Origin of the sequence: Paenibacillus sp. FSL R7-0216 (assembly GCF_037969915.1) — a bacterium.
Lineage (GTDB): Bacteria > Bacillota > Bacilli > Paenibacillales > Paenibacillaceae > Fontibacillus > Fontibacillus rhizolycopersici.
Window position 1 is genome coordinate 548,707 of the sequence record NZ_CP150222.1, and the last position, 25,170, is coordinate 573,876.

Consider the following 25,170-nt stretch of genomic DNA (forward strand, 5'->3'; position numbering starts at 1 on the left):
CTATTCGCCGCATTACAGGGTGGCACCCCGGGAGCTTGCCGCTACCCGTCAAGAACGGCTAATCCCATGTAGCCCCAAAGGCATGGTATAATTGACCTTGCACGAGGAGGGAAGACATGTTCATTCGGAACATTTATCGGAATTACTTCAAGAACAACTTGTTCATGAAGATCATCTTGTTTTTCTCGGTGATTACGATCGTTACGATCATTACGTTTTCATATTTAATGTTCATGTTTATGTCCGAGTCCGCGGTGCAACGGCAGCTGGATATCCAGAAGCGAGCGATCGAAAGCGTCAGCGATTACATCGGTGGCAAATACGACTCCGTGCAGTCCATGGTGCGGGACATTTATCGCGATGAGGAGCGGGCCTCGAACACTTCCTTTTTCCTGGAGCATCCGTATCAGGATTACGTGAATTACCGTCTAGACCGATTCTATATGGAAAATAGTTCGTCTACGGATACCGTGTTGTATTTTCGCAACGTGGTCGATGATGATCCGGACATTCGTAGTTTGATGTTATATAGCGCGGATCTGCAGCAGCTGTATGTCTTTGGCAGCGATAAGCAGTTTAAGATTATCCCCACCAATCAGGCCCGATCGTTCGTGCCCGATGTGATGTATCAACAGGAAGGGATGAACGTGGGGATCTCCAATATATGGGTGCGCAAAACGGTGGGTTTACCGAATACCCCGATGTATTCGGTTCGCATCCCGATCAGTAATAAGCTTACGCTTCGCAACATTGGTCAACTGGACGTTTATTTCGATACGGCGAATGTGTGGGGCAGTCTGGCGATGTACAGAGAAGACCTGAAAGGTTCAATCCTGGTCTTGTCCGCGGATGGCAACGTGCTGTTCGATACCTCCGGAACTAATTATGGCCGGAAATATCCCTATACCGAGCAAATTAACTCATTGTACGACACCGGGGTGCTCGGCAACGGGATGATCGCCACCAAGCTGACGCAAAGTCAGGGGGGATTCACGGTGCTCAGTACGGTCCCGAAAGAGGAGTTGGCCAAAACCTATCAAGGACTGCGCAACACGATCCTAACGATCAGTTCCATTTGCATTCTGTTTGCCATCCTCATCCCGGCTCTATTCATCAGCAATTTCGCGAAACGAACGAACGGCATTATCCGGTTTACCCGGAGAGTTCGCAATGGCGATTTCACGGCACGGATCGCCGATGTACGGGAGGACGAGCTGGGGCAAATCTCGAAAAGCTTTAACGACATGTTGGACGAGTTGAATTTGTATATCGACCGGGTGTTTAAAGCAGAGATCAAGCAGCAGCAAACGGAGCTTGTTGCCTTACAGGCCCGGATCAACCCGCATTTCCTGTACAATACGCTTGAGGTCATCCGCATGCGTGCGATCTCCCAAGGGGCCAGGGATGTGGGCGAGATGATCTACAGCTTATCCGTTCTGTTCAAAAGCATGGTGCAGCAAAAGAAAAACTATACGCTGAAAGACGAGCTGGAAGCCTGCCGGTTGTATCTGGAATTGTTCCGCATCCGTTACAAAGATCGCTTTAACTATGAGATCGAAGCCGATCCGGCGCTCTACGGCAAAGCGCTCGTCCGGCTTTCCCTGCAGCCGATTGTGGAGAATTATATCGTTCATGGGATTCGAACGGACCAATTTGATAATCAGATCTCGATCGATGTGCGGGAAGACGGGGATACCCTGGTGGCCGTGGTACATGATAACGGGAAAGGCATCGAACCGGATCGGCTTACGGAAATCCGCCGGGAACTGGAGCGGGAGGAAGAAACCGGGCAAATGTTCGGTTTGCGTAGCGTGCATACGCGATTGCGTTTCTTGTACGGTCCGGCTTACGGGATAGAAATCGACAGCGTGCCCGGTTCAGGGACAACGATCATCGTTCGTTACCCCAATCGGGAAGGAATGGAGGGCGAAGATGTATAAGGTGTTTATCGTCGATGATGAACCATTTATCATCGAAGGTTTATATGATATTGTCGACTGGCCGCAGTTTGGCCTCGAAATCGTCGGGCATGCGGAGAACGGTCAGCAGGCATTGGATGCTCTGGGTTCAACGCCGGTCGATGTATTGATCACAGACATCTCCATGCCGGTGATGAACGGGTTAACGCTGATCTCCGAGGCGAGGAAGCTTCACCGGGAACTGAAAGTCATTATTTTAAGCGGATTTAACGAGTTCGATTATCTCAAAGAAGGCATGAAGCTAGGCATCGAAAACTACTTGCTGAAACCCATTAACCTGGAGGAGCTGGAGTCGACGCTGCGCAACACCGTGCAGAAGCTGGACAGCCTGCAGTCGGACGGACTATATGACGCCTATGATGTCCAGATTCTAAAGGATAACACGCTGTACCGCTGGCTGAACGGGCAAATCGCAGCCGCCGAATTTGAGGAGCGGGCCGAGCTGCTCGGACTGAATTTACATGGGCCTTGCGCTGCGGTTGCCGTATTGCGCACGGATGGCAATTCGGCCGAAATATTCGAACGAACCGAACGTTATCTCAAAGAGCAACGGGGAATTACCCTGTTCCGTGATGTGGACGGCGATATCGTGATTGTGGGTTCCCTCCCCAAAGGGGCAGTGGAAAAACGGACATTTGCAGAGTGGATGGAGCACCTGTCCCTCGAGCTGTCTGTCATGAACCGGACGATCCAAATCGGCGTTGGGAGTGTGGGCCGGCTTCCCGAGGCGGCTTCACTCAGTTACAAGGAAGCCAAACGCGCTCTAGAGTACTACTTGATTTATCCTGATCGGCGGACGATTGAATATAAGCTGCTGGAAGGCGACCACGGCGGCAACAGCGCTCTGGAGAGCGGTTATCCGCTAGCATGGGATGATTACGCCAAGTTGATTTTGGCCAAGGATAAGGAAGGCTTGAAGGAGTGTATTTGCCGTGATTTCGAGCAGTTGAAGCAGTTGGAGGGGGTCCGCCCTGAGGATTTGCAGAACGCTGCATTGGAGCTGGTTGTCCGCTTTAAGATGGAGCTTCAGCATATTAAATATACAGAAGAGACGGACTTGTTTAAGAAAGCACTCCAACGTGTGCAACGCTGTGAAACATACCAGGGACTGATCGAAATTCTTGAGGGCTTAGCAGAGGAGACGGTTTGCTCCTTGCTGCAGGACGCGAAAAATCCGGTTGTGCATCAAGTGTTGACTTACATCGATACGCATTATGCCGATGAGTTGTCGCTAAAAACGCTAGGAGCGCAATACCATATACATCCGGTTTATCTCGGACAGTTATTTCACAAGGAGACCGGCGTGTCCTTTGCCGAGTACATTAATAAATATCGGATTGATAAGGCGAAGCAGCAACTCAAGAACACCAATCTCAAGGTGCACGAAATCGCCCGGAACGTAGGGTATTGGGAAATTGGTTATTTCTATAAGCAGTTTCGAAAATACGTGGGGATCTCCCCCACCGACTTTAAAGCGCTGCATTAGATAGGAAGGGGATGGGTACCCTGGATCAAGGAGATTTAGGCCTGCCGGAAAGGTAGGTTTTCCTTGGATCCGGGGTATTGTTCTTTTCTTTAATTTGTACCTCGATTTTTTAAGTTTATCTTCTTTTTGTAATGGCTTTCATCCGGTAAGGTTAAGGTAGTTAAACAAAACAAAAGAGCTTCAAAAGGGAGGATCAGCATGAGTAAAAACAAAAGAAGTTTTTCTTTCGTACTTGCCACTCTGATGGCCTTAGTGCTTGTACTAAGCGCATGCGGCGGCAACAAGAACGCTGAAAGCAATAACGGTTCTGCAGCGGGCAATTCGGAAGAAGCGGTCAACCTGATTTGGTACACAATCGGGACGCCTCAAAAAGACGTAGACCGCGTTATGGAAGAAGTCAGCAAGTACACCAAAGAGAAAATCAACGCAACGATCACCATGAAAATGATCGATTGGGGCGATTACACGCAAAAAATGCAAGTTAACGTTGCTTCCGGTGAGCCGATGGACATCGTCTTCACTTCCGCCGGCGGTTTCGACTACGTACAAAACGCTAGAAAAGGTGCATTCCTGGAGATTGATGATCTGCTCGAGAAATACGGACAAGATCTGAAAAACACCATCGACCCGGCCTTCCTGGAAGGTTCCAAAGTCGACGGCCATAACTACGGCATTCCTGCCAACAAAGAATTGCCACAACAAGAGGTATGGCGCTTTAACAAAACGTTGGCTGACAAATACAACGTAGACATCACTAGCATTCGTTCCTTGGAAAGCATCGAGCCATTGCTGAAAACGATCAAGGAAAACGAACCAGGCGTAACGCCTTTTGCAATGGACAAGAACTACGTTCCTTACGTGCCTTATGATTACATCATCCAGAACTTGCCGATGGCTGTGAAACTGGATACGACCGATTATAAAATCGTAAACATCCTGGAAACGCCTGAAATGCAAGCAGCTCTGAATCAAATGCACAAGTACTATCAAGCAGGCTATGTAGCTCCTGAAGCTGCAACCACCGGTTCCACCAGCGACCTGATGACTTCCGGTCAATGGTTCATGGACCGTGCGCAAACCCAGCCGCTGGCTGATAACCTGTGGTCTGCAAGCTATGGCTACCCTGTGGTTTCCACACCGGCTAGTGATGCGATCATCACGAACACTTCCGTTCAAGGTTCGATCATGGCGATCTCCGCGAACTCCGAGCATCCAGAGAAAGCAATGGAATTCCTGAATCTGTTGAATACCGATCCAGTGTTGCGTAACATGGTTGACTCCGGGATCGAAGGCGTTCACTACAAGAAACTTGACGACACGCACTACGAAAACTTGGCAGAATCGAAAAACTACGACATGCCATCTTACTCTTTGGGCAACAACATGCTCCTCTACTTGAACCCGAACGACGCAGACGACAAATGGGAGCAATTCAAGAAGTTTAACGCAGAAGGCGTCAATTCGCCGATCCTGAGCTTCAACTTCGACAGCACGAAAGTAGCAACTGAAATGGCAGCCGTACAGAACGTAAAAGAACAATTCTGGTCCTCGCTGATGACCGGTACGGTTGATCCGGCAGATTACTTGCCGAAAGCAATCGAAAAATTCAAAGAGGCCGGCCTTGACAAGGTCATTGCTGAAGCCCAAGCTCAGCTCGATGCCTGGAGAGCTGCGAACAACAAGTAACAATTAAAGAAACGAAAAGGATCGGGCGGGTGATTGTTGCGCCCGATCCTTTTTCATTATTTTTCGACAGGAGGGGAACATCATGACTGCATTTTTCAAAAACCTGCTCAAGAATAAAGTCATGTTATTTATGGTGTTGCCGGGTGCCGTCTGGTTTTTCTTTTTCTCGTACCTTCCGTTGGTCGGTACGATTACGGCATTTAAGCAATACCGCTTCAGCCGTGACGGTTTTTGGGCCAGTATTGCCCATAGCAAATGGGTAGGCTGGGATAACTTCAAATTCCTGTTCAGCACCAACGATGCTTTTACCATTACTCGCAACACTTTGTTTTATAACCTTGCCTTTATCTTCATCGGACTAGTCCTTTCTGTAGCTATGGCGATTTTGCTGTCCGAGCTGGTCGGCAAAACGATGGCAAAAGTTTATCAAACCGGGATGTTCCTGCCTTATTTCCTTTCCTGGGTTATCGTCGGCTATTTCGCGTTCAGCTTCCTGAGCATGGATCGGGGGATGATTAACCAAATCCTAGGCTGGTTTGGCGCGGAGCGGATTAACTGGTATTCGGAGCCGAAGTATTGGCCTTATATCTTGATTTTCGTCAACCTGTGGAAATCGATCGGCTATAACAGCGTAGTCTACCTTGCTTCGATTATGGGGATCGACAAATCGCTTTACGAGGCGGCGATGATCGACGGGGCCACCAAATGGCAGCAAATTCGGAACATTACGATTCCTCTGCTCTCCCCGATCATTATTATTATGACCCTGCTTGCGGTAGGACGGATCTTCTATGCTGACTTCGGCTTGTTCTACCAAGTACCGAGAGATTCGGGCACGCTTTATCAAGTGACTAACGTCATCGACACTTACGTATACCGCGGTCTGAAAACAACCGGGGAAATCGGCATGAGTACGGCAGCTGGCCTTTATCAATCGGTGGTAGGCTTTGTTCTTGTCATGGTTTCCAACTATGTCGTGCGAAAAATTGATAAGGACAGCGCCCTATTTTAAAACAGCTGAAAGGAGTGTCAGAGAATGGCGGAGATTGCTAGAAAAACCAAAGATTTTCATAACGTCTCTCGCGGTTGGAACGCCGTTTTGCACCTGATTGCAGGGATTTTCTCGTTCTTGTGCGTGTTCCCCTTTATCTTCGTGGTCATTATTTCTTTCACGGATGAAAAAACGCTGGCAACGGACGGTTACCGGTTGTTTCCGGCCAAATGGAGTCTGGAAGCTTACCGCTTCGTGTTCGAAAGCGGCGATTCGCTGCTTCGCTCTTACGGCGTGACGATTCTGATTACCCTCGTGGGAACCGTGATCAGTTTGATCATGATCTCGCTTTACGCTTACGCCATCTCGCGGAAGAGCTTCCGTTACCGGAGATTTTTCTCCGTATTTGCGATCGTTACGATGCTCTTTAACGGCGGGATGATCCCGACTTACATGGTGGTATCCCAGTTGATGGGGTTGAAAGATACGTTGTGGGCGCTAATTTTGCCGCTTGCGATGAATGCATTTTATATCATGATTTTACGTACGTTCTATAGTACGAGCGTTCCGGAAGCGATCATTGAATCGGCGCGGATTGACGGCGCCGGCGATTTCTTTATCTTCCTGCGCATCGTCCTGCCGCTGTCGCTGCCGGGCTTGGCGACAATCGGATTGTTTAGCACATTAGGTTATTGGAACGACTGGTTTAACGCGCTGCTGTATATCGACAATCCGAATTTGGTACCGTTGCAATCGATGCTGATGCGGATCGAATCGAGTATTGCTTTTATTCAACAGAACTCGCAAAACAGCTCGCTGAGTTTGACCGCACTGCAGTCCATCCCGCAAGATACGTCGCGGATGGCGATGGTCGTGCTTGCGACATTGCCAATTATTTTTGCTTATCCGTTCTTCCAACGGTATTTTGTACAAGGACTTACGGTAGGCGCTGTCAAAGAATAATAGTGGTGGTTTCTCGGTGCTGGAAACCTAACTTTTTGAACTCGATTTGAACTTTATTAAAACGCAATTAAAACCCAATTCTAACTCTTGTTTGAACCCCTTTTGAACTCTTTTGGAATGAAAGCAAAAATGTAAGGAGCGAGGTGGAGACGTTGCTTTACAAAGACAGATCGAAACCCGTCCCGGAACGAGTGGAGCATTTGCTCGGACTGATGACATTGGAAGAAAAGGCCGGCCAGCTGGTCCAGCCTTTCGGTTGGCAGACCTATGAGCATAAAGACGGAGAGATCAAGCTGACCGATTCGTTTAAAGAGCAGGTGCAAAGCGGAGGAATCGGCTCGCTGTACGGCGTGTTACGCGCCGATCCGTGGACAGGCGTGACGCTGGAAACCGGCTTGTCGCCGCGCGAGGGCGCAGAGGCGGTCAACGAAATCCAACGTTATGCCATCGAGAACTCGCGCCTCGGCATCCCGATCCTGATCGGGGAAGAGTGCTCGCACGGCCATATGGCGATCGGCGCCACGGTCTTTCCGGTGCCATTGTCGCTCGGCAGCACCTGGAACGTGGAGCTGTACCGCGAGATGTGCCGGGCAGTGGCCCGGGAGACGCGCAGCCAAGGCGGTGCGGTCACCTATTCCCCGGTCCTCGATGTCGTGCGTGATCCCCGCTGGGGCCGGACCGAAGAATGCTTTGGCGAAGACGCCTATTTGATCGGCGAAATGGCCGTGGCTTCGGTCGAAGGCTTGCAAGGGGAACGTCTGGACGGAGAGGACAGCGTGGCAGCCACGCTGAAGCACTTCGTCGGCTACGGCAGCTCCGAGGGCGGCCGCAATGCCGGCCCGGTTCATATGGGGCGGCGCGAACTGCTGGAGGTCGACCTGCTGCCGTTCCGCAAGGCGGTGGAAGCCGGTGCGGCTTCGATTATGCCGGCCTATAACGAGATCGACGGGGTACCTTGTACGACCAACGAAGAATTGTTGGACGGCATTCTTCGCGGCGAGTGGGGTTTTGACGGCATGGTCATCACCGACTGCGGCGCGATCGACATGCTCGCTTCCGGCCATGACGTGGCGGAAGATGGACGGGACGCAGCGATCCAGGCGATTCGCGCGGGCATCGATATGGAGATGTCCGGCGTGATGTTCGGCAAGCACCTGGTGGAGGCGGTACGTTCGGGACAGCTGGAGGAAGAAGTGCTCAATCAGGCGGTACGCCGCGTATTGACGCTGAAATTCCGACTGGGGCTGTTCGAACAACCGTACGCCGACCCGGCGCGGGCCGAGCGGGTCATCGGCAGCACGGAACATGTGGAGCTGGCACGGCAATTAGCCAGCGAAGGTATCGTGTTGCTCAAGAATGAAGGCGGCGTGCTGCCACTGTCCGCAGGCACAGGTAAAATTGCCGTTATCGGCCCGAACGCCGATGTGGGCTACAATCAGCTGGGCGATTATACCTCGCCGCAGCCGCGTTCTACGGTAACGACCGTGCTGGGCGGGATCCGCAACAAGCTGGCTGGAACGCCGGAGCAGGTGTTGTATGCTCCAGGCTGCCGGATTAATGGCGACTCTCGGGAAGGATTCGAAGTTGCCTTGTCTTGCGCGGAGCAAGCAGACACGGTGGTTATGGTCGTTGGCGGCTCCAGCGCGCGAGATTTCGGCGAGGGGACGATTGACCTCCGAACCGGTGCATCCAAAGTGACTGGCAATGCAGAAAGCGACATGGACTGCGGCGAAGGCATTGACCGGATGAACCTCAGTTTGTCCGGCGTACAGCTGGAGTTGATTCAAGAAATTCATAAATTGGGTAAACCGCTTGTAGTGGTTTATATCAACGGTCGGCCGATTGCCGAGCCGTGGATCGACGAGCATGCCGATGCGATTCTGGAAGCCTGGTACCCGGGTCAGGAGGGCGGGCATGCCGTCGCGGATATCCTGTTCGGCGACGTGAATCCTTCCGGGCGACTAACGATTTCCGTTCCGAAGCATGTCGGACAGCTTCCGGTCTACTACAACGGCAAACGTTCGCGGGGCAAACGCTACTTGGAAAATGATTCGCAGCCGCGGTACTCGTTTGGATATGGGCTGAGCTACACCGAATTCAACTATAGCAACTTAAAGGTTGAGTCTGAAACGATCGATACGGACGGCACAACGAAGGTGACGGTTGAAGTGACGAACGTGGGCGACCGGGCTGGCGCGGAAGTGGTACAGCTGTACATCTCCGACGTTGCTAGTACCGTGACTCGGCCGGCGAAGGAGCTGAAGGGGTTCCGCAAGGTATTCCTGCAGCCAGGTGAGACGCAGACGGTGGAGTTCCAGGTTGGTTCGGAACAGCTGCAGTACATCGGACGGGATTATAAACCGGTGGTGGAGCCGGGAGAATTCCGGGTGCATGTCGGCAAGAATGTGAATGATACGCTGAGCGCCAATCTCTTTGTGCGGGAGGGTTAATATATATGGAACGCATCAGACGTTTCATCCGGGAGCTGTCGGAAGCTCAGTGGCTTGATCAGATCGAGCTGCGCGGGTGGGAGATTACTTCATCCGTATACCAGGTTCCCGGAAGTTATACCAAAGAAACGCCTTATCTGGAGGGGCAAGCCTTCGAGCGGTTCCCGAGCACGCAGGGAACAACGTATTTCTTCCGGACTCAGTTGGATATTCCGGAAGGATGGCGCGGCGGACAGGTGGGTCTCATCTTTGCTTCCGGCGGCGAAGGGTTGTTGCGAATCAACGGGAAATCAACCCAGGGTTTGGACCGGAACCATACGTTCGTAACGTTGCCGCAGGAGCAGGGACAAGGCCCGCTCTCGCTGGAAATCGAGCTGTATGATCCGATCCCCGAGCCGGTGGATCCGCTGAACCAACAAGCGGTGATTCAGCCGCCGATTACGAAGATTGACAGCCGACTCGTGCTGGTGAACCGGCCCGTGCAAAGCCTGATGTATACGGCGACGATCGTCCGCGATGCGGCGGTACTGTTGCCGGAACAGGATTTTCGGCGTACCCGCTTGATCGAGGCACTATATAGCGCCATGGACGGGTTTGTGACGCTGGATGCGGAAGCGGTTCGCGAAGGCGGAGCGATTGCCGAGTTGGAGCAAAGCCTTGCGGAGCGAGTGAAGGCCATTGGCGGTAATGCCGAGGGACTGATCCAGATGGTCGGCCAGTCGCATATCGACATCGCCTGGTTGTGGCCGGTGCGGGAGACGGTGCGCAAGACCAGCCGGACCTTCTCGACGGTCGACGCGCTGATGAGCGAGTATCCGGAATACCGCTACACGCAAAGCCAACCGCTACTGTTCGCCTTCCTGAAGGAGAACGACCCCGAGTTGTACGAGCGGGTGAAGGCGCGGATTAAGGAAGGCCGCTGGGAATTGGTTGGCGGCATGTGGGTGGAGCCGGATTTGAACCTGCCAAGCGGCGAATCGCTGATGCGGCAGATGCTTTACGGGCAGCGCTTCTATCAAGAGGAGTTTGGATTCACCTCCGAGATCGAATGGCTGCCAGACACGTTTGGCTATTGCGCCTCGTTGCCGCAAATTTTGAAGCACGGCGGGATTCGTTATTTCATGACGACCAAGCTTGGTTGGAATGATACCAACGTATTCCCGTACGATCTGTTCCATTGGGTTGGTATTGACGGTACGCCTATGCTGTCTTATCTGAACCATGGCGTAAACGAGAATACGCTGCCGAAGGACGTTCATGAGCACTGGCAGTCCTACCGTCAGAAGGCCGTCCATCCGGAGCAAATGCTGCTCTACGGACATGGCGACGGCGGTGGTGGGGTTACTCGCGAAATGCTGGAGTACATTAACCGCGCTGAGCTGATGGTGGGTCAGCCGGCGAGCGAATATAGTACGGCGACGGAGTTCTTCGCTGGCATTGAAGCGGCGCAGCCGAAGTTGCCAGCGTGGCACGGCGATCTCTACTTGGAATTGCACCGGGGGACGTATACGACCCACGGACGTAACAAGCGCAGCAACCGCAAGGCGGAAATTTTGTACCGCGAGGCCGAGCTGTGGAACGCGTTGGCCGCTCCGGCTATGCCGAAGGATCAGCAACGCGAGGCACAAAGCACGCTGCAGGCGGGCTGGAAGCTGATCCTGTTAAATCAGTTCCACGACATTATTCCGGGCTCGGCGATTACCGAAGCGTACGAGACGTCAACGAAGGAATATACGGATATTTTTGAAAAAGGCAACACCGGCCTGCGTCACGGCCTAACAGCGTTGGTCGAACGGGTAACCACCACGGGTGAAGGTACGCCATACGTTGTCTTCAACAGCCTGGGTTGGACTCGCGACGCGGTTGTGGCACTTCCGGACCAAGCTTATCGCAGCGGCGCGGCTGCTTACGATGAGCACGGTACGCGGCTTGAGCTGGACGTCCGGACCGGACTTAGCGGCGACTCGGCGGCTTGGGTCCGCGTGCCGGAGGTTCCGGCGTTTGGTTACAAGACGATTTGGTTACGGGCCGAGGCGGCTGCAGCCGCTGGAACGACGGCGACTTCATCGGCCGGAATCAAGGGTTTCCAAGGCGAGTGGGAAACGGAATTCTACCGCCTGAAATTTAATGACCGCGGCGAGATCGTTAGCTTGTGGGATAAGGAAGCCGGACGGGAGATCGTGAAGACGGGCGAAAGCGCGAACCGCTTCCACTTCTATCACGACCGTCCGACCCTGTGGGATGCTTGGGACATTGACCCGCGTTATGAACAGCAGCCGGCCGGTGAGGCTGTATTGCTGGAGAGCGGTCTGGTCGCAAGCGGTCCAGTCCAAGACGTGCTGCGCTTCCGCTGGAGTATCGGCCAATCGGCAATCACGCAGGATGTGATCCTGTATCATCACGATAAACGGATCGATTTCCAAACGAAGGTGAATTGGAACGAAGCCCATAAGCTGTTGAAAGTCGGGTTCCCGATCGACGTTGTCACGGACAAAGCGACTTACGAAATTCCGTTTGGCGCGTTGGAACGTCCGACGCATCGCAACACGAGCTGGGAGCAGGCGCAATTCGAAGTGTGTGGGCACCGGTTCGCCGACGTTTCCGAACGCGGCTACGGCGTCAGCCTCCTGAACGACTGCAAATACGGCTACGACATCCAGGGCAGCACGATTCGCTTGTCGCTGCTACGGGCGCCGAAATGGCCGGACGTGACCGCCGATCTAGGGGAGCATGAATTTACGTATTCGCTGTATCCGCATCAAGGCGATTGGCAGACTGCTCATACGGTGCGCGCTGCAGCCGAGCTGAACCACATGCCGGCCGTGCTGGCGGCCGGAGTACAGGAAGGCTCGCTGCCTTCCACAGGGGCGTTGTTAGGATTTGCGGGAGAGCATGTTGTGCTCGACACCGTGAAACCTGCCGAGGATGGCGATGGCGTGATCCTGCGTCTGTACGAGTCGGCAGGCGGCCGCGAACGCGTGGCGTTGAATTGGAACGAGCCGGTTTCGGCCGCGTTCTTGTCCGACGCGCTAGAGCGGGAGCTTGAGCCGATGACGATGGACGCTGGGCGGGTCGAGCTCGATTTTGCCCCATATGAGATCAAGACGTTGAAGTTGAAGTAAGTAGGAATTGACGAGTTGGGGTGGCGTGGGGCTGCTCGGCAGGTAAATTAACAGGATAAAGTACCGTTAATATGTAAGATCACCCGCCCAGTCGCCCAGCCCCCCTCACTCGATTAGTGATATGAAATGAAATGACCTATAAAGGAGCGAGAAGACAAGCTCATGGAACAATTTAGACTCCCGAAAATACCGATGCCGCAGCTGGAATTGCCGCAAGCCGTCAAGGACGTGCTGGCTGAAGCGGAAACGAAACTGGCGCATCGCCCGAAATTGCTGCAGCTGTTCAAGAACTGTTTCCCGAACACGCTGGAAACAACGACGAAGCTGATGGACGACGGAACGACCTTCGTCATCACCGGTGATATCCCGGCCTCCTGGCTGCGCGATTCCGTGGAGCAGGTGATCCATTATGTGCCGTTCGCCAAGAACGATCCCGATTTGCAGCGGATCATCAGCGGGTTGATCAAACGCCATATCAACTATGTGCATATCGATCCGTACGCCAACGCGTTTAACGAATCGGCCAACGATTGGCACTGGAACACGACCGACGTAACGGAGATGTCCCCTTGGGTTTGGGAGCGCAAATTCGAAATCGATTCCTTGTGCTTCGTGGTCCGCTTGGCTTATACGTATTGGAAGGAAACCGAGCTGACAGATATTTTTGACGCCGGCTTTAAAGCCGCAATGCGGAAAATCTACGAGTTGTTTAAAACCGAGCAGCATCACTTCGAGCAATCGCCTTACCGCTTCAGCCGCAACAATGGGATCCCAACCGATTCCTTGCGGAACAATGGTTTGGGGATGCCGGTCAACTATACGGGAATGATCTGGTCGGGCTTCCGCTCCAGCGACGACGCCTGCGATTTCCACTACAACATTCCAGGCAACATGTTTGCGGTTGTAACGCTGCGTCAAATGCAGGAATTCGCCGAATGGGTCTTCCGCGACATGGACTTCTTGGCCGAACTGAAGGAGCTGGAGTTTGAAGTCAACCATGGGATCCAGCTGTACGGGATTTACCGCCATCCGGAATTCGGTCCGATTTACGCCTACGAAACCGACGGCTTCGGCAACTACTGCCTGATGGACGACGCCGGCACGCCGGGTCTCATGTCCATTCCGTACCTGGGTTACGTTGGCGCAGACGATCCGATCTATCAAAATACACGGCGTTTTGCATTGAGCAAAGAGAACCCGTTCTACTTCGAAGGCAAATCAGCCAAGGGCATCGGCAGCCCGCATACGCCGGAGAACTACATCTGGCATATGGCCCTGTCGATGCAAGGCATCACGGCGCAAACGAAGGAAGAGAAGCTGGAAATGATCGCGATGCTGGAGGCCACCGACGCCGGTACCGGCTATATGCATGAAGGCTTCCACGCCGATGATCCCAACACGTTTACGCGCAAATGGTTCGCTTGGTCGAACAGCTTGTTCTCGCAGCTGGTGTATCGTGCAATGCAGGAAGGTATTTTGTAAACTCATATCCCAAAGGAGACTTGACCATGAGCAAAATTATCGGCGAAGCCCTGAAAAATATCCCTTGGCAAGACAAACCGGCCGGTTCGAACGCGCCGGTATGGCGTTACTCCCAGAACCCGATCATCCAGCGTCACGCGATCCCGAACTCCAACAGCGTGTTTAACTCTGCAGTCGTGCCTTTTGAAGGCGGATTTGCCGGCGTGTTCCGCTGCGATTCCCGTTCGGTCAGCATGGATATTTTTGCAGGGTTCAGCGACGACGGCGTGAACTGGAAAATCAACCACGAGCCGATCCAATTCGAAGGCGACGAGGAAATCACCAAACGCGAATACCGTTATGATCCGCGCGTCACCAAAATCGGCGACCGTTACTACATCACCTGGTGTAATGGCTACCACGGCCCAACGATCGGGATTGCTTACACAACCGACTTCAAGACGTTCCATCAGTTGGAAAACGCCTTTCTTCCGTACAACCGCAATGGCGTGTTGTTCCCGCGCAAAATCGACGGTTACTACGCGATGGTCAGCCGTCCAAGCGACACGGGGCATACGCCGTTTGGCGATATATTCTACAGCGTGAGCCCGGACCTGACGTTCTGGGGTAAACACCGTTACGTCATGGGGACGATTAACGGCGATGCTTCCGCATGGCAATCGAAAAAAATCGGCCCAGGACCGGTTCCGATCGAAACCGACCAAGGCTGGCTGCTGATCTACCACGGCGTTATCAATACTTGTAACGGTTTCGTATACCGCATGGGCTGCGCCCTGCTGGACATCGACAAGCCATGGATCGTCAAAGCGCGTTCGCGTAACTACATCCTCGGCCCAGAAGAGCTGTATGAATTAGTTGGCGACGTGCCGAACGTCACCTTCCCTTGCGCAGCATTGACCGACGCCGAGACTGGCCGCATCGCTATCTACTATGGCTGCGCCGATACGGTAACCGGCCTCGCGTTCACCACCGTGGACGAGCTGCTGAAGTACATGGAAGAATATCCGCTGGAGACGGAAGCGTAAGCCGTCACGTGAGGATATCAAACCACGGAGGAAAGTGGGGGTTTAGATAAATGAGCAAGCAGAGAACGGCCCATATCATTTCCCATACACACTGGGATCGGGAATGGTATTTGCCTTACGAGAAGCATCACGTTCGCCTGGTGGAGCTGGTGGACGCGCTGCTGGATAAACTGGACGGCGATTCGGCGTTCCGCAGCTTTTACCTTGACGGTCAAACGATCATTCTTGAGGACTATCTACAGGTGCGGCCGGAGAACAAGGAACGTCTGGAGAAATATATCCGTGAAGGCCGTATTCTAATCGGGCCTTGGTACATTCTGCAGGATGCGTTTCTGACGAGTGGCGAAGCGAATGTCCGGAATATGCAAATTGGCCACCAGGACGCGTTAAAATACGGCGCTCCAGCGAAGATCGGTTATTTCCCCGATACCTTTGGCTTAGTCGGGCAAATCCCGCAGCTGATGCAGCAGTCCGGGATTGGGAATGCCTTTTTTGGCCGCGGCGTGAAGCCGACCGGCTTCAACAATACCGTGTCCGACGGCGGGTACGAGTCTTCCTTCTCAGAGCTCATCTGGGAAGGTCCGGACGGTTCCAAGGTGCTCGGTATCCTGTTCGCCAACTGGTATTCCAACGGCAACGAAGTGCCGGTGGATGAGACGGAAGCGAAGGCGTTCTGGGATCGCAAGCTGGCGGACGCAGAGAAATACGCAGCCACCGGCGAGCTCCTGTTCATGAACGGCTGCGATCATCAGCCGCTGCAGTTAGACCTCCCAGAAGCGATTCGCACGGCGGAGAAGCTGTACCCGGACACGAAGTTCGTTCATTCGAACTTCCCGGAATATTTGAACGAGCTGGAATCGGCGCTGGAAGGCCGCGAGCTGTCCACGGTGAAGGGCGAACTGCGCAGTCAACGTACGGATGGCTGGGGCACCCTCGTGAACACCGCTTCCGCACGCGTGTACCTGAAACAAATGAACCAAGAAGGCCAGGCTTTGCTGGAAAAAGTCGCCGAGCCGCTCGCCTCGATGGCGAACCTGCTCGGGAAGGATTACCCGCATCACCTGTTTACGTATGCGTGGAAAACCTTGATGCAAAACCATCCGCATGACAGCATCTGCGGATGCAGCGTAGACGAGGTTCACCGCGAGATGGTCACCCGCTTCGCAAAGAGCCGCCACGTTGCCGAGGCGCTCATCGACGACAGCAAGCGGGTGATCGCCGATGCGGTGAACACCTCCGTCTTCGCCGGATATGGCGAAGACACGTTGCCGCTGGTCGTGTTCAATACGACCGGCTGGAGCCGTACGGGCACGGTGTCCATTGAGCTGGACGCCGCTCGCCTGTATTTGCGTGACGGCCTTGGCCTTGAAGAGACCGGCCGCCGCATGAAGGCGGTGGATCTGTCGGGCCGCGAGCTGGTCGACGAGCAGGGGAACACGGTGCCTTGTGCGGTGGAGGATCTCGGGCTGCTGTTCGGCTATGACTTGCCGGACGACAAGTTCCGCCAGCCGTACATGTGCCGCCGCGTGAAGCTGACGTTCCAGGCGACGGATGTCGCTGCTCTGAGCCTGCGTACCTACGCGTGGGTGCGCCGGAAGTCGGCGGCTGTGGCTGCTAAGCCAGCTTCGTTGTTCACCGGTCACTGGGTGATGGAGAATGCGAACCTGAAGGTGGAAATCGCGGAAGACGGATCTTTCGTGATAACGGATAAAGCGACGGGCCAGGTGTATCGGGACCTTGGCGTGTATGAGAATACCGGCGATATCGGGAACGAATACATGTACAAGCAGCCGGAGGGTGAAAAGCCTCTGACCACGAAAGGGCTGGCGGCGCAAATCCGTGTGCTGGAGGATGCTCCGTTCCGCGCTTCCGTGGAAGTGTGCCATGACTGGGAGATCCCGGCGTCCGCAGACGAGAAGCTGGACGAGGAGATGCGGGAGTTAGTGTACTATCCGTATCGCAAAGCCCAGCGCAGCAGCAAGCTGACGACGCTGAAGCTCCGTACAGTCATTTCGCTTGAAGCCGCCGGCAAAGGCGTTCACATGGAAACGACGATCGATAACACGGCGAAGGATCATCGGATTCGCGCGCTGTTCCCAACCGATCTGAAGGCATCGACGCATCAGGTGGATTCGATGTTTGAAATCGCGGAACGCAGCATCGAACCGGCGCCGGAATGGGAAAATCCGAGCAACACGCAGCATCAGCAAGCGTTCGTGGACGTCAGCGGCGAGGGAGCCGGCTTGACGGTGGCCAACCTCGGCTTGAACGAATACGAAGTGCTGCGCGACGGCCGAAACACGATCGCGGTCACGCTGCTGCGCTCCGTAGGCGAGCTTGGCGATTGGGGCTTGTTCCCGACGCCGGAGGCCCAGTGCCTGGGCGTACACACCGCTCGGATGGAACTGATCCCGCATAACGGCGACGGCGTTGCGTCCGGCGCGTTTACGGAGGCTTACCAGTTCCAGATTCCGTGGACGGTCAGCCAAACAGAAATGCACGAGGGGACATTGTCCCCGGCGTATGCTCCGTTCCAATGGGAAGGCCAAGAGCTGGCGTTCTCCTCGCTCAAAATGAACGAGGCGACCGGCGACCTGCTGCTCCGTTGGTACAACATGAGCAAGCAGTCTTCGGAGCTGACGCTTGGGCTAAACATTCCGCATGAGCATTTCTATAAAACAACGATTCTCGAAGAAGCCGCAACGCCGCTCTCCAAGAGCGCGGCAGGTTGCCTGTCGCTGCTGGCCGGCCCTTGTGAAATCGTCACGATCGGGATTCGCCGATAATTCGGGGAAACCCTGTTGAACCTAAACCGGGAAAAAGGATTATAGGGTTATCCTGCCATTACTTGTAATGGCGGGATAACCTTTTTGTTTTGTCTATATTGTCTTTGAGAGCTCTTTGCAGGATTATCCCTTTTGTTCAGGAGCCTGATTCCATCTGATTCAAGGGGATAATCGTGCAATGCTCTCGAAAAGTTTGTCTTTGCAGCCCCTTTGCAGGATTATCCCTTTTGTTCAGGGGTGGAGGGGGAGGAAGGAGCGGGGCTGGGAGTGACTATTAGATCTATACGGTGCAGCCTGATTCAAGGGGATAATCATGCAAAGCCCTGGTCAGTAAGGGGTGGAAGAGCTCAAAAAAAGTGAGGTATACGAAAGTATACCTCGCTGAAGATGAATCTGAGTTAGACTTCGTCCCAGATGCGCCGGACATTGTCAAAGGCGATGCGCGCACCTTGCCGGCAGTCCTCCATGCCTTCGTATTCGATGGAGAGGTAGTCATCGTAGCCGGATGCCTTCACGATGCGCAGGATCTCCCACAGATCGAGGTCGCCCTGGCCGGCGATCGCGCCACGCAGGTATTGGCCGCCTGCGCTGCGGAACCAGCCGGCGCCGGGGTTGCGGCCTTCGGGCCGAACGTAGAAGTCTTTGACGTGGACTATCGAGGCGTAGCCGATGTTCTTCTTCACGGCGACGACGGGGTTCTCGTCGACGCAAACGAAGTTGCCGACATCAAGCGTCGTCTTGTAGTTTGGCCGATCGACGGCATGGATCACCGCCTGAACCCGGTCGCTGGCCTGCACGTAATAGCCGTGGTTCTCTAGGCTGGTCGTGATCCCGTACTGCGCGGCATAATCGGCGATCTCCCGGCAAGCGTCCGCGATCCGCGGCAGGTCCTCCTGGAACCGGACAATCGAGGTGTCCGGCCGGGAAGCGACATCATGCCGCATCAGCTTGACGCCAAGCGCATGGGCGTGGTCGACCTCGCGTTTGACCCGGGCGATCTCCGCCGCATAAGCCTCCTCCGAATCCACGATGAAATTAGCGCCGATCGCGTAGTTGGATATGGCAATCCCAGCCTGCGCCGTGCGCTCGCGGATTTGCTCGATCAGCTCGGGGGTTTCCCCAAAATCAAACCCCAGCGGTACGATTTCGATATGCTCTCCGCCGATGCCGGCAACCCAATCGATCACCTCAAGAAGGGTCATCGATCCGGACTGCATCGCTTGATAGAGACTGTAAGAGCTGACTCCCAGTTTCATGAAAGGTTCATCTCCTTTAGTGGTAGTGTGGCCGTCTATCCCCGGAACGAGCGGATAAAACCAACCGCTTGGCGAATATCCTCCTCCGGGTTGTCGCCGACTTCGCGTTCGATCGTCAGGTAGCCGGTATAGTCGATTTCCTGAAGGGCGGCGAAATAGGCCGGGAAATCGACGCTGCCCGCGCCGAGCGGCACCTCTTCGAAGCCCGCGCCAGAGGCGGCCATTTCGGCGATTTTCTCGTGGCTCATCTTGTCGTAGCCGAGGAAGCCGTACACGTCTCGCGGATCAACTGAGCGGCGGCGGATGCCGTCTTTGACATGCGTATGGACGATGTAATCTCGAAGCGTCTTAACGCCTTGGACCGGGTCATCTCCCGTGACCATCACCATGTTGGCCGGGTCAAAATTGACGGAGACGCCATTGGTGGTGAGGGTATCCAGGAAGCTTTTGAGATGGGCGGCCGGTTCGGGTCCGGTTTCGATGGCAAAATAAGCGTTCAGGCTCTTGGCATAAACGCCCAGCTCCTCGCAAGCCTGCTGCATGGCCGCATAAATCGGACTGTTTGTGTCCTCCGGTACGATGCCGATATGCGTCGTGACTACGTTTGTGCCCAGCTCAACCGCGAGATCGAGGATTCGCTTCGACTTTTCGATTTTGGACGGATTGGCGGTGGCGTCCTGAAACCCGTGGCCGGCGAGGTCGCCGCACAGGGCGGAGATCTCTAGCCCCAGGCTGTCGATGTAATCGCGCAGCTCCTTGCGCTTGGGTCCGATCAGTACCGCCGGGTCCATCTCGCCGGAAACGGCATAAATCTGTACGCCTTCGGCTCCGGCCGCCTTCGCCTTTTTCAAGCCTTCCTTAACGCCTACGCCAAAGCTATCGACGATAATACCGATTTTGTTATTCAGCTTCATTCCGTTCGCGCCTCCTTAGATTCCAAATTAGAAATGGATTTCCCGGCCTTCAGCAGCCGATTCGTAAATCGCGTTCAGGATTTTGATCATTTCTACGCCGTCCTCCACTGGGCTGATTGGCGGGATGCCATCCAGGCAACTGGCGACGAAATGGTTGATTTCGTTCTGGAAGCCACCCTGAAAATCGAATCCCGGCGAGGTGATTTGCGGTTCGATGTTAAGAATGGTGTTGTGGCGTTCGGTCACGATCGATAACGCCGGTTCGATTTCAGCGCCGCCCTTGTCTCCATAAATGTTAACCAGGGCCGAATTTTGCTTGGCATGGAGGGAGAAGCTGACGTCGACCATCAACGAAGCGCCGTTCTCGAAGCGGATCAAGGCATTGGCCATGTCTTCGACCGTGTTGAAGGAAGCGTCGTAATCTGCCGCTTGATAAAAGGCATAGTTCTCGATATTCGAGCGATTGCCCAATTTCGCGTAAATGTTGCCGCTCACGGACTTCACCTTCGGTCGGCCCATCAGGTACCAGCAGAGGTCGATGACGTGCACGCCGATGTCGATCAGCGGACCGCCGCCCGAGCGCGCCTTGTCGGCAAACCAGCCGCCCGGATTGCCTAGCCGCCGGATCAGGCTCGCCTTTGCGAAATAAATTTCGCCGAGGTCGCCGGCGTCGATGAATTTCTTAAGTACCGCGATGTTGGAGGCATGCCTGCGCACGTAACCGACTTGCAACAAGTTGCCTGTCCGCTCAACCGCCTGCTGCATTTGTAACGCTTCGTCCACGGTGATGCAAAGCGGTTTTTCGCAGAGGACTTGTTTGCCCGCTTCCAGGGCGTCGATGCTGATGGCGGCATGGGAGTTGTTCCAGGTGCAGATGCTGACCGCCTGAACATCCGAGTTGGCTAGCAGGTCGTGATAATCCGTGTAAACGTGGGGAATGTCGTACTTGCCCGCTATGATACGGGCCCGTTCTTCATTAATGTCGCAGATCGCCAACAGCTTGGCCCGCGGGTTGGCGCGGTAAGCCTGAAGATGGGATTCAGAAATCGAACCGCTGCCGATCAAACCGATGTTCAGTTCACTCATTTTTCGCAGGTGCACCCTTTCGTTCTCCGCGCGAGTTTGCTACAATGAGAGCATTCATTCGCTAGGATATGTTTTATTTATTCAAAGTTATGATTAGGCACCCCTAATTTAGCACAGGCATTTTAAAGGGAGAATGTTCAGGATGACAAAGTATCTGGATTATATGATCAGTCCTGAGCCGATCCGACTGTTCAATCCCGCGGTGGATGCCAGCCGGCGCAAAATCCAATCGTTAGCTGTCGTGAACGCCGGCCATTTGCCTGGGCGCACGATGCAGCGCGCAGATGCGAGGTTCCGGTATTGGGCGTTTGTGGTGATCACGGGCGGAAGCGGGTATTACCAGGTCGGCAGCGCGGACAGGCAGGAGGTCACGGCCGGCTCATGGTTCTGCTTGTTCCCGGGCGAAACGTTCCATTACGGTCCGCACGCGGAAGGGCATTGGGATGAGTATTACTTCACGGTGGAAGGCTCACGGGTTGAGGAGTGGCTTGGCAGCTGGCTGCAGCATCCCGATCAGGTCCAAAAAGCAACGATCGACGACTCGGTCATCAACCGGATGGAGCTGATGTTCATGTTGATCGACAGCGGTATGCCCAGCAATCTCGACCGGGCTTCGCTGATGCTGGAGGCGTTTCTCTACGAGCTGGTGTCGCAAGCGGATCAGGCGGAGGCCGGGAACCGGGGGCGGTTCGTGCTCAAGGTGATCGAGGACATCTCCGCTTCGTTGTACGCGGATCCAACGCCGGAGGAACTGGCGGCGCGGCATCATATCTCGGTGTCGACGCTGCGGCGGATCGTGCATGAATATTCGGGTTATCCGCTCAACGAATTCATACACCGGCTGAAGGCGGCCGAGGCCAAGAACGTCCTGCTCAACACGGAAAAAAGCGTCAAGGAAATCGGTGAGGCGCTAGGGTATCAGGATACGTTTTACTTTTCGCGCGTATTCAAGCGAATCACCGGGTACTCGCCGCGGAGCTATCGGAGCCGGGGCGGACAGTAGGTCTGAGCGTAGGGGTTTACACTATAGAGGAGGTTCACGGGATGAAGCTTTATTTTCAAGGGATGGACAAGGAATTAGTTGATGGCGTGAAAGAGTTGGAGGCTCAGCTCGGATTCCAGTCGGACCCGGCGGGACTGCCGGTGGAAGTTGTGCGGTTGCCGCAGGACGCTGGGCATTTGCGGGTGTCGCTCAGCGGAGGGAAGGGCCGGATCGAGTATGGGGAGAAGATTCATTTTTTCCGTGCGTTAGGGTTGTTTTTGGAGCAGGCCAAGATATCGGAGGCGTTTGATCTGACCGAACGGCCGAACTTCGATTACAACGGGGCGATGCTGGATGCTTCGCGCAATGCGGTGATGCGTGTGGACGCGATCAAGCAGATGCTGCGGTATATGGCGGTCATGGGGTTGAACGGGCTGATGATGTATACCGAGGACACGTATGAGGTACCGGAACTGCCTTACTTCGGCTATATGCGGGGACGGTACACCGCGGAGGAACTGCGGGAGTGCGACGACTACGCAGCGCTGTTCGGCATCGAGATGATTCCGTGCATTCAAACGCTGGGGCATTTATTTCACGCGCTGAAATGGCTTTATGCCGAGCCGCTTCGGGACCATCCCGACATTGTGCTGCCGGGTACGCCAGCGACGTACGAATTCTTGGAGCAGACGATTCGGGCGGCTACGGCCCCGTTTCGGTCGAAGCGAATCCATATCGGCATGGACGAGGCGTTCCAGGTCGGACTGGGCCGCTATTTGCGGGACAACGGCTTCCGCGACCGGTTCGAGGTGATGAACGAGCACGTGGGGCGGGTCATGGAGATCACCGGGAAGCTAGGGCTTGAACCGATGATCTGGAGCGACATGTATTTCAACCTGCTGTCGAACGACGTGCAGGGCGGGTTGTACAACATGGAGGCGGATTTTTCCGCGGAAAATATGGCGAAGATCCCGGACGGCCTCCGGTTCGTCTACTGGAACTACTGGGGGACAGACGAGAACGCGTACAAGGAAGTGTTCGACAAGCACCGGCTGCTCGGGTCGGAGCCGCTCTTCGCGGGGGGCATCCACATGTGGAATTTGATGGCCCCGAACCACGGCAAAACGTGGTCGTCCATGCACCCGGCGCTGCGTGCGGCGAAGCGGAGCGGCCTGCGAGAGGTGTTTGCGACCGCGTGGGGCGATAACGGGAACGAGGCGAATCATTTCGTGATTTTGCCGGGGCTGCAGCTGTTTGCGGAGTACGGGTACCATGACGGCGAGGTGACGGACGAGCATCTGCAGAAGCGGCTTGCCGCCTGCACGGGGCTCGATTTGTTCGGGCCGCTCGAAGCGTTGAAGGGGATGGACGAAGTGCCGGAGGTCCACGAGGGGAACTATTACGGCGCGAATCCGTCGAAGTTCTTGCTTTGGCAAGATCCGCTGATCGGCTTGTTCGACAAGCATGTGGAAGGCATGGAAGGGACGTTGCCGGATTATTATGGCGGACTGGCCGAGAAATGGCGGAGCTACCGTGAGGCAGAAGGAAGCGGGTTGACGGAGCTGTTTGCCGCGATGTTTGCCTTCTACGAAAAGCTCGCCGCCGCGCTGTCCGTGAAGTCGACGCTGGGCGTGACGATCAAGCGCCTTTACGACGCCGGGGACCGGGACGGACTGCGGCAGATCGCCGACGAGACGCTGCCGGAGCTGCGTCATCGGGTCGAAGAGCTGCGGGTGGCACATCGGGAGCTGTGGCTTGGAACGTATAAGCCGTTTGGCTGGGAAGTGCTCGACATCCGCTATGGCGGGGTACTGAGCCGCGCCGCGTCGGCGCGCGACCGCCTGCTGGACTATGTGAACGGCCGCGTTTTGTTGCTGGAAGAGCTGGAGGCGGAGCGCCTCGTATTTAACCAGAACAATGTGTTCGGCACGCTGGACGTAAACGGCCTGTACCACCAGATCGCGACGGCGGGTTCGCTGTCGATGTAATATGGCCTAAGAATACTTCTCCAGCAGCTCGGTCAACCTCCGCTTGATCGAGTCCACCAGCTCCGGCGGTTCGAGGGCGGTGGCATCTTGGCCGAGACCGATGAAGAACGAAGTGAGGTACGGGAGCTCGCTGGCCGGGATCGGTCCCTCCAGCCGGCCGGAGCCGTCCTCGCGGACGTTCAGCTTCAGACTGCGGCGGATAAGCAGGCCTTCGCACGCCTCGACGCCCAGCCGGCTGAGCTCGACAACGCAGTTGACCCGCGCCGGCTTGCGCCCGAGGTGTTCCTCCCAGTTGCCGAGGTGCACATGGCGCAGATCGAGCGGTTCCGGAACACCGGATCCCTCGGCGGGTTCGGCTGCGACGATGCGGTCGCAGCGGAACAAGCGGAAATCGCGGCGCTCGAAGCAGTAGGCAGGGCAATACCACAAGCCACCGCTGGCGAAGATACCGACTGGCTGAATCTGGCGGCAGGTAGAGACGCCGTGGCGCGATTCGTAGTTGATACGGAGGACTTGCTGCTGAATGGCTCCTTCGAGCAACAATCCTAGAAAAGGAAAAGCCGATTGTCGCGACGGGGTCACGAAGTCGATGCGGTTCTTCATTTGATCGATCCGGTCCCGTACGTCACCGGACATATAGTGATAGAATTTGCCGAGCGCCGAGGAGGCTTCCGTTTCGAACGGGAGAAACTCATAATGGCGCAGGGCGTGGCTGGCGAAGAAGATCGACACCGCTTCCTCTTCGGTAAACGCGATTGGAGGCAGTACGCGTTCGTTTAGCACCTGGTATCCGCCGTGCGGTCCAACCTCGGAATATAAGGGGACCCCGAGTTCGCCAAGCTCCTGCAGGTCCCGAAGGATCGTGCGGGGCGAGACGCCGAATTCATCGGCCAATTCCTTGACGGTGAACTTTCGTTTGCGGTTGACGGTCATCATCAGCTCCATGAGCCGTTTCGATTTGGACATGTTTTTAA

At 55.1% G+C, this 25,170-nt stretch carries 16 protein-coding genes; 12 read left to right on the top strand and 4 right to left on the bottom strand.

From position 1 onward, the window contains the following. Positions 1–116: 116 nt before the first annotated feature. From MKZ15_RS02310 to MKZ15_RS02355, 10 genes are all read left to right on the top strand, one after another. A complete protein-coding gene (locus tag MKZ15_RS02310) occupies positions 117–1,940 on the top strand; it encodes a histidine kinase (RefSeq protein ID WP_339819525.1) in 1,824 nt (607 codons plus the stop codon). After that, positions 1,933–3,465, top strand: a complete 1,533-nt coding sequence (locus MKZ15_RS02315; protein ID WP_339819527.1) for a response regulator transcription factor — start codon at positions 1,933–1,935, stop codon at positions 3,463–3,465. Before MKZ15_RS02310 ends, MKZ15_RS02315 begins: the two co-directional genes overlap by 8 nt. A gap of 198 nt (positions 3,466–3,663) precedes the next feature. Beyond that, positions 3,664–5,151, top strand: a complete 1,488-nt coding sequence (locus tag MKZ15_RS02320) for an ABC transporter substrate-binding protein (protein WP_155606772.1) — start codon at positions 3,664–3,666, stop codon at positions 5,149–5,151. An 82-nt stretch (positions 5,152–5,233) separates the two neighbouring features. Next, the gene (locus tag MKZ15_RS02325) at positions 5,234–6,163 is read left to right on the top strand and encodes an ABC transporter permease subunit (protein WP_213623194.1); all 930 of its coding nucleotides are present in this window, start codon (positions 5,234–5,236) and stop codon (positions 6,161–6,163) included. A gap of 24 nt (positions 6,164–6,187) precedes the next feature. Next, entirely contained in the window at positions 6,188–7,105 is a 918-nt protein-coding gene (locus MKZ15_RS02330) for a carbohydrate ABC transporter permease (RefSeq protein WP_155606770.1), read from the top strand. Between the two features lie 152 nt (positions 7,106–7,257). Further along, a complete protein-coding gene (locus tag MKZ15_RS02335; RefSeq protein WP_339819529.1) occupies positions 7,258–9,555 on the top strand; it encodes a glycoside hydrolase family 3 N-terminal domain-containing protein in 2,298 nt (765 codons plus the stop codon). Positions 9,556–9,560: 5 nt separating this feature from the next. Beyond that, positions 9,561–12,677 (top strand): alpha-mannosidase, encoded by a 3,117-nt coding sequence (locus tag MKZ15_RS02340; RefSeq protein WP_339819531.1) that lies wholly within the window; start codon positions 9,561–9,563, stop codon positions 12,675–12,677. 162 nt (positions 12,678–12,839) lie between these two features. Further along, the gene (locus tag MKZ15_RS02345) at positions 12,840–14,159 is read left to right on the top strand and encodes a glycoside hydrolase family 125 protein (protein ID WP_339819532.1); all 1,320 of its coding nucleotides are present in this window, start codon (positions 12,840–12,842) and stop codon (positions 14,157–14,159) included. A 26-nt stretch (positions 14,160–14,185) separates the two neighbouring features. After that, positions 14,186–15,184 carry a glycoside hydrolase family 130 protein gene (locus tag MKZ15_RS02350; RefSeq protein ID WP_213623198.1) on the top strand — a complete coding sequence of 333 codons (999 nt, stop codon included), beginning with the start codon at positions 14,186–14,188 and terminating at the stop codon, positions 15,182–15,184. A gap of 50 nt (positions 15,185–15,234) precedes the next feature. Continuing rightward, positions 15,235–17,970, top strand: a complete 2,736-nt coding sequence (locus MKZ15_RS02355; protein WP_339819533.1) for an alpha-mannosidase — start codon at positions 15,235–15,237, stop codon at positions 17,968–17,970. Between the two features lie 398 nt (positions 17,971–18,368). Here the strand turns inward: MKZ15_RS02355 and MKZ15_RS02360 are convergent, their stop codons facing one another. Genes MKZ15_RS02360 through MKZ15_RS02370 form a run of 3 tightly spaced genes read right to left on the bottom strand, consistent with a single transcriptional unit; the run spans position 18,369 to position 21,226 of the window. Then, positions 18,369–19,226, bottom strand: a complete 858-nt coding sequence (locus MKZ15_RS02360) for a sugar phosphate isomerase/epimerase (RefSeq protein ID WP_339819535.1) — start codon at positions 19,224–19,226, stop codon at positions 18,369–18,371. A gap of 35 nt (positions 19,227–19,261) precedes the next feature. Further along, complete coding sequence (locus MKZ15_RS02365) at positions 19,262–20,140, bottom strand: sugar phosphate isomerase/epimerase (protein ID WP_155606763.1); 879 nt, start codon at positions 20,138–20,140, stop codon at positions 19,262–19,264. Between the two features lie 27 nt (positions 20,141–20,167). Further along, complete coding sequence (locus tag MKZ15_RS02370) at positions 20,168–21,226, bottom strand: Gfo/Idh/MocA family oxidoreductase (RefSeq protein ID WP_213623202.1); 1,059 nt, start codon at positions 21,224–21,226, stop codon at positions 20,168–20,170. 142 nt (positions 21,227–21,368) lie between these two features. On the opposite strand from MKZ15_RS02370, the gene MKZ15_RS02375 reads away from it, so the two are divergent. Beyond that, a complete protein-coding gene (locus MKZ15_RS02375; RefSeq protein WP_155606761.1) occupies positions 21,369–22,229 on the top strand; it encodes a helix-turn-helix domain-containing protein in 861 nt (286 codons plus the stop codon). Positions 22,230–22,270: 41 nt separating this feature from the next. Then, positions 22,271–24,196 (top strand): beta-N-acetylhexosaminidase, encoded by a 1,926-nt coding sequence (locus MKZ15_RS02380; protein WP_339819539.1) that lies wholly within the window; start codon positions 22,271–22,273, stop codon positions 24,194–24,196. 6 nt (positions 24,197–24,202) lie between these two features. On the opposite strand, the gene MKZ15_RS02385 is transcribed toward MKZ15_RS02380, so the two are convergent. Beyond that, complete coding sequence (locus MKZ15_RS02385; protein ID WP_155606759.1) at positions 24,203–25,162, bottom strand: YafY family protein; 960 nt, start codon at positions 25,160–25,162, stop codon at positions 24,203–24,205. Positions 25,163–25,170: the final 8 nt, after the last annotated feature.